Annotated in this window: 8 protein-coding genes; 3 read left to right on the top strand and 5 right to left on the bottom strand. The window is 41.1% G+C overall.

The window, feature by feature from the left end; translation table 11 throughout:
• The first annotated feature begins 149 nt into the window (after nt 1–149).
• Nucleotides 150–515: a hypothetical protein gene (locus G3T18_RS24165; protein ID WP_224413152.1), complete on the top strand. Its 366-nt coding sequence runs from the start codon at nt 150–152 to the stop codon at nt 513–515.
• A gap of 191 nt (nt 516–706) precedes the next feature.
• Here G3T18_RS24165 and G3T18_RS24160 read toward each other — a convergent pair whose 3' ends face one another.
• Together G3T18_RS24160 and G3T18_RS24155 are read right to left on the bottom strand one after the other, a co-directional pair.
• A complete protein-coding gene (locus G3T18_RS24160) occupies nt 707–1,075 on the bottom strand; it encodes a hypothetical protein (RefSeq protein ID WP_224413151.1) in 369 nt (122 codons plus the stop codon).
• Nucleotides 1,076–1,152: 77 nt separating this feature from the next.
• Nucleotides 1,153–1,434, bottom strand: a complete 282-nt coding sequence (locus G3T18_RS24155) for an NfeD family protein (protein WP_224413150.1) — start codon at nt 1,432–1,434, stop codon at nt 1,153–1,155.
• A gap of 171 nt (nt 1,435–1,605) precedes the next feature.
• Here G3T18_RS24155 and G3T18_RS24150 point away from each other — a divergent pair, with 171 nt between their 5' ends.
• Nucleotides 1,606–1,836 carry a hypothetical protein gene (locus tag G3T18_RS24150; protein WP_224413149.1) on the top strand — a complete coding sequence of 77 codons (231 nt, stop codon included), beginning with the start codon at nt 1,606–1,608 and terminating at the stop codon, nt 1,834–1,836.
• 19 nt (nt 1,837–1,855) lie between these two features.
• Here the strand turns inward: G3T18_RS24150 and G3T18_RS24145 are convergent, their stop codons facing one another.
• From G3T18_RS24145 to G3T18_RS24135, 3 genes are all read right to left on the bottom strand, one after another.
• Entirely contained in the window at nt 1,856–2,521 is a 666-nt protein-coding gene (locus G3T18_RS24145; RefSeq protein ID WP_224413148.1) for a Fe2+-dependent dioxygenase, read from the bottom strand.
• A gap of 210 nt (nt 2,522–2,731) precedes the next feature.
• On the bottom strand, nt 2,732–3,562 hold the full coding sequence (locus G3T18_RS24140) for a hypothetical protein (protein WP_224413147.1): 831 nt from the start codon (nt 3,560–3,562) through the stop codon (nt 2,732–2,734).
• Between the two features lie 112 nt (nt 3,563–3,674).
• The gene (locus tag G3T18_RS24135) at nt 3,675–4,676 is read right to left on the bottom strand and encodes a multicopper oxidase domain-containing protein (RefSeq protein ID WP_397334000.1); all 1,002 of its coding nucleotides are present in this window, start codon (nt 4,674–4,676) and stop codon (nt 3,675–3,677) included.
• Between the two features lie 331 nt (nt 4,677–5,007).
• Between G3T18_RS24135 and G3T18_RS24130 the strand changes: the two genes are divergently transcribed.
• Nucleotides 5,008–5,997: a phosphotransferase gene (locus tag G3T18_RS24130; RefSeq protein WP_224413146.1), complete on the top strand. Its 990-nt coding sequence runs from the start codon at nt 5,008–5,010 to the stop codon at nt 5,995–5,997.
• Nucleotides 5,998–6,191: the final 194 nt, after the last annotated feature.

Genomic DNA, 6,191 nt, shown 5'->3' with positions numbered 1-6,191 from the left:
TAATACCTAAATATTTTTGATTGCCAAATATCACTCTTGAGATTGATAACTTACTTTAATAACTATGCTAGCTTTCAGAAGCTAGTTTAACTGCATTCAGTTTCTTCTGATTATGCTCCGAAAGCAAGCTCATTTCCTCAGTAAAAAACTTGCTTCGTGGCGATATTTTCAACGATGAGATCCAACCTATAAATAGTGAACTGAAATTAGTTCGCTTATTTCCCAAGATTGGTAGTTACCCAAAAATCCCTTGGTATGAAACGATTTGGGTGCAGTTGGGAATATTATCTTTTTGTGGTATATTATTGTTGTCAGCTATTTGGGTTTGGCGAGGGAAAAAGAAAAGCGATCGCGCAACATCTAGTCTCGCTCAATGGTTAATCGTAGCAGTCTCAGGTTTGAATCTCTTATTTATTTTTGGTTTACCTTTATCTCTCTGGTGGATCGGGGTTTGGAAACTCGCTTATGGTGTACCTGCAATTGTCATTGCTCTGTATACTTTAGCTGCTGTTTAGTGCGATCGCGTGGAAAAATAAATTATGGTCTTTAGGACGACGCATTCACTACTCTCTCACAACGTTAGCCGCAGTAACTTTTATTCCTTTCCTAGCTTTTTGGAATTTGCTAGGTTTCCAATTTTAATCGAGCGGTTAAGCTTGACTTTTCTGATTTTTTATGCTAATAAAATACCTAAAATTGACAATTTTTACTCATTCACACTCAACTGATGTAAAGCGATGCGTTTGCAAATTCCCTCAACAGCTAAAGTCAGCGAGATCGTTAATTCCGAATTCTCCCGATAATCAGCAGGAGCTAAGTTAGCGATACGCTGAGAACGACTGACATTAACACTATCTTTCCATTCTGCCACACTATCACCTTTATACACTCCGATCGCCACTCCTTGCTCTTGATTCATCACTGCAAAACAAGGTAAATCCGATGCTCCATCCCCCAAATAAATCATCTGCGAAAAAGGAATGTATAATTCTGATTGCGGGACATCTTGATAAATAAAAATTAAATTTTCTTCTGTTTCCGAAGATTCCTTTTGACCGCGAGAAATTTGATACAAATACCTGGTTTTTTCCGCAAGAAGTGATTCTTGGAAGCCCCCACCATAATCAAAGATTTGGTAGGGGAGGATGTCACTTAGTTAAGGTAAACAGATGCTTCTGTTGGGTCTGGGTCCGGCTCTACCAACAAGGTGATGTTATTCATACCTACCACGTAGCAAACTTCACCAGGAACTAAAGTAGCATCTTTAACGCAACGAGCGGGCCACCAACTACCTTTGTAGTATACTCGTCCGGCTTGGTAAGGACCCACAATCGTTAATTCTACTTTTGCTTCCTTGCCAATTGAGTTGAGCAGGCGCTTAGAACCTTGACTGCTTTGGGTTGGGAGCAAAATAGATTTGATTTGTTTGAACATTGCTACTCCCGATCGCGTTTGCTCTTTTATACTACAAACGTAACACATAGAATCCGGAAATTAACTTTATTTGTCGATCGCGTCACGGGATCTCGAACCTGAGAACGATGAAGGATCTCGCTAGCCTTTCTCAAACTAGAGATAGCTGAATAGTATGCAAAGTTCCCACCCATGACTCCGGAAAAACAAAATCCTCCTATCGACGTATCTGAAGCTGATAAACCACCGACAGCAATAGAGAAAGAAACTGGAGAAGATCCGAAAAAAGATGTCCGAGATCCCAATCTTCCTGATTCGAGAAGCAAAGAAGAAGAAGTAGCAGATAGTCAAACTTTAACTGCTTTCGTTCCCGGTGGAGGAATGGCTCCAGATTCTCAGCGAGAATACGAAAATGAGGAGTAATTATAACCTCCTATCGAACTCATTCTGCCCATTTGCGGAGGAGATTAGCAATACTTTTGGAAATCAAGTCAAATTCCGGAGATTTGCCCTCCTTTGCAAACATAGCACGTCGGGCAGTATCGAGATCGAAGAGAATTTCGCGATCGCCGGGATCTCGAATCAAACTTTGCACCCAACCCACTGCAACCAAACGGTTTCCTGTGGTGACAGGCTCAACCCGATGTAAAGTAGAAGCAGGATAGGCGATCGCAAAACCTGCTGGTAATTTATAAGCTTTCTCATCATCTGCACTTTCGATTACTAACTCTCCTCCCTCATACTCCCCAGGTGAATTCAAAAATAACGTAAAAGACACATCCGAACGTCGCAAAGCTTGTCCCATCAAAGCATTATCTGTATGTCTACCATAAGACATTCCCGTGTTATAACGAGTAAACAAAAGCGAGTGAACGTAGCGAGGACGTACCGCAGCTTGAAACAAAGGATTACGTTGCAAAGCCTTTTCTACTACTGATTTAAATTCTTGAAACTCAGACGTTCCCGACTTAACTTGTTGATTATTTTTAACTAATTTCGCGTGCCAACCTGCGGTTAATTTACCATCAATAAATTCCGCGTCAGCTAGTCGAGTTTGAAGCAATTTTAATTCATCGGATGTCAGCACTTCTGGGATTGCAAAAATCATTTCAAATCTACTAGATTAACCCTAATTTTGTGTCTATTTCAATAGTTATTATAAATGTATTTTAGCCCGCGCAGGCGGGCTTATACCATTTCCATAAATGAATGCTACAGATACAGACCCTGTAGAGACTAAAATGCAACGTCTCTACCCAATTTTATGTAGCACAGCCAAAGCAAATTGGTATTAGTTTGTGTAGCCGCAAGTTCTTTTTTAACTACTACGCAATTCAATCTCGGAAACCAGCCCATAAACTTCGCTAGGTGTCTTAATTGGACTATCAGGAGGATTCACCGAGGGCCAAACTGTCTCTAATTCGTCTAATGTAGAAGAAATTACTTCGTGGTCTTCTGGTCTTTCTTGCTGCATCTCCTCAGCAATATTTTCGTATAGTTGCTGAGAGTAAAGCACAAATCCGCGCGAATCTTGATATTCTACCAGTTCAACAAATTTATCATCCGCGATCGCGGCTTCGTATTCTTCGGCAGCAGTTTTTAACAATTGATTGATCGTCCCTAGCACAAATTCGGGATCTTGTCGCTGAGATTCAGGTAAAGCCGCGATCGCATTATCAATTAATTCCATTGCTTCTGTAAATGCTTGCTTCGTCTCTGGCTGTTCGGGTGCTGATTTGGCTAGATCGTTCAATTCGTTTAATTCTGCTTTAAATTGAGGTACATTTCTGGTTGTCAGTTGCCCTTCTACATCACCATACAACTCCTCTACCGGATGTCCAATATGAGGTTCTGCTTCTGCATATTTTCCTTCTTCGATTAGTTCTTCGGCAACAATTAAGTGACCTTTCATCAGCGCTAAAGCGGTCATATAATCAACGTCTGCGTTTCCAGTACCGCCGCCTTCGCCACCTTCACCGCCTTCGCCACCTTCGCCACCTTCGCCACCTTGGTTAACAGTTTCAGTAGGTTCGACAACCTCCGCTTCCCCACCTTCTCCTGCATCAGTAGTTGCATTGTTACAAGCACCAAGAGTAACAGCTAAACTGAGAGCGAGAAACATTTCTACAGCTTTGATTTGCTTTGCCATTTTTCTTAATTACTCCTTTTAAATTTTTATCTCGTAGTGATTAAGCCTACAATTAATGAAATTCTCTGTCAATAACTTTTAATCTTAGATAAGAATATTAGCTAATAACGATCTAAGCGGGAATCACCTCAAAAAATCCCATACAGCCGTTTTCGGCAATAATATCTTGATGAGGATGAAACATATAACGACCCGGATAAGGATAAGCAAATTCAAGAATATGTCGTTCCGCAGTTCCCATGGTAATTACATCAGTTTCCTCATCTGGTGTCATAGTTCTACCTGTGCGATAAACTTGAAACATATTTGCATGGATGTGAAAAGTTACCGCCGAATCAAATTCAATCATATTGAGCAGATATAACCGGACTAACTGATTTTGATAAATTGGAATTGGGCGATCGCGGTAGTAGTTAGGAATGCCATTAAAAGCGTATAATTCGTTATGTTCGTCATTATTAATGTCATATCCTCCCATTACCAAAACCATCTCATCCGCAGGTAATCTTGGTTGCGGTGGATCGACAATTAATAAACCATACAAACCTTTGCTAATATGGCGAGTTACTGGGGCAATATGGCAGTGGTACGGATGAACTCCATAAGGTTTCGCTTCAAACTCGTAAACGAACGTTTTTCCGTGACGTATCGGTTCAACGCCATCCATTTCTACCGGATGAGTGCCATGAAAGTGTAAACTATGAGAATGTCCGTCTTGATTGTGGAAGATAAGGCGAATAAATTCGCCTTCTTTTGCTCTTAGTGTCGGACCCGGTACTCGATTATTGAGATTCCAACTGACAAACGTAATTGCACTATTTAGTTGTAGAGTAGAACTGTTTGCTGTAACTTCAAATTCGCGAATTTTACGCCCATTTTCTTCCTTGAGCGTACCATAGTCAAAGTCGCGTAACAAAGTCATCGGGTTAAAATCATTGTCTGCTAAAGCAGTTTCTTCTGGTAGTGGGGGAATTTGGACTAATGCAGACTTCTGACGCAAACGAGTCCCCAGGATAGTTGCACCCACAGTCATACCTAAACCAGTTAAACCCCAAGTTAAAAACTGGCGACGATTCCAGGTATTCAGTTTGAGATAATTAGGAGAGTTGGACACAGAGATTAGTTGTTTTTGATAATTAATGGCAATAATTGCTTTAATTACCTTAGCAAATTTTCCAGTTATTGCAATAGGTTATCAATTATCTGCCGAAAAGTACCAATGAAGATTTGAAATTATTCTCTTGACAAAAAGCTGATTGTGTGCAGTCAAGTTAGGGACGAAGGTTAACTTAAACAAACTTTATTTAGTTGAGCGAGATTTTGTAACTTCAACAACAAAATTTAGTCAGCAGATTATTGACAATCAAAAAGGGGAGTAAAAAAGTACAAGCGATCGAGGTTTTCTCGGTAGCAGTTTGAGGGTTGCGTGCAGGATTGGTTAAATCATGACGAAAGATGTATTTCCAGTAACCTATTCTACCCTGGAATGCAAAGCATTAGTAACCAGGGTGCTACCAGAGTATGAAATTGCAGAGATTTGTACTTGTCAATTTTGGCATCGAGGCTTAAGTGACATCTATTTAGTAGAAACGCAAACAAGTCGATATATCTTGCGAGTGTCGCATCATCATTGGCGATCGCGTTCGGAAATTGACTTTGAACTGGAATTATTAGATTATTTACATCAATGTCATCTTCCCGTAGCTTATCCCTTACGAACAACCACAGGCAAATTAGCCGTAGAAATTAACGCCCCCGAAGGAAAACGCTACGCAGCCTTATTTCCCTACGCCCCAGGAAACGTAGCATTAGGAGACTTAAACCAAAATCAAAGCTTTTTACTGGGCGAAACCCTAGCCAAACTGCATTTCTCCACCCGCAATTGGCGCAGTCGCCATCAACGAGAGCCCCTATCATTAGCATACCTCTTAGACGATGCAGAAGTGGCGATCGCGCCTTTCCTACGCCACCGCAACGAAGAATTAACCTACATCCAGCAACTCATCAGTGAAATCAAACGCCAACTTACCAATTTTCCCACACAAGCGCCTTATTGGGGAATCTGTTGGGGAGATCCTCATAGCGGCAACGCCCACTTTACCTCTGATGGTAAAATAACTCTATTCGACTTCGACCAATGCGGCTACGGTTGGCGGGCTTTCGACATCGGTAAATTTTTGCAAGTATCCATTCGCACCGGAATGCCTAAAAACGTCAGAGAAGCCTTTCTCACAGGATATCAATCCGTCGAATCACTCAGCAAACCTGAAATAAATTCCTTACAAGCCTTCACCCAAACCGCCCATATTTGGATGTGGGGAATTAGTTTAAATAACGCCATCCGCTACGACTGGTGTAGATTAGATGAAAGTTATTTTACCCAGAGACTACAACAATTAAAAAGATTGAATTCTCACGACTGGCAACTATTTTAATTGGGGACTGGTGACTGGGGACTGGTGACTGGGGACTGGGAATTATTCGATAGAATTGGCTTACTCACCCTCTGAAAAAGCAGGGGTTTTTGATTTTCGACGATAAATTTTTTACCTAACCTCTAGACACTGACTAAAGTAACTGGCTGTCTGGCTATCAAAATTTGGCGGGCGAGGAATTAGTTGTAGAGACG

The sequence above is a fragment of the Oscillatoria salina IIICB1 genome (assembly GCF_020144665.1).
Lineage (GTDB): Bacteria > Cyanobacteriota > Cyanobacteriia > Cyanobacteriales > SIO1D9 > IIICB1.
Note: the sequence above shows the minus strand (reverse complement) of the source record. Positions and strands in the feature narration are given on the sequence as shown.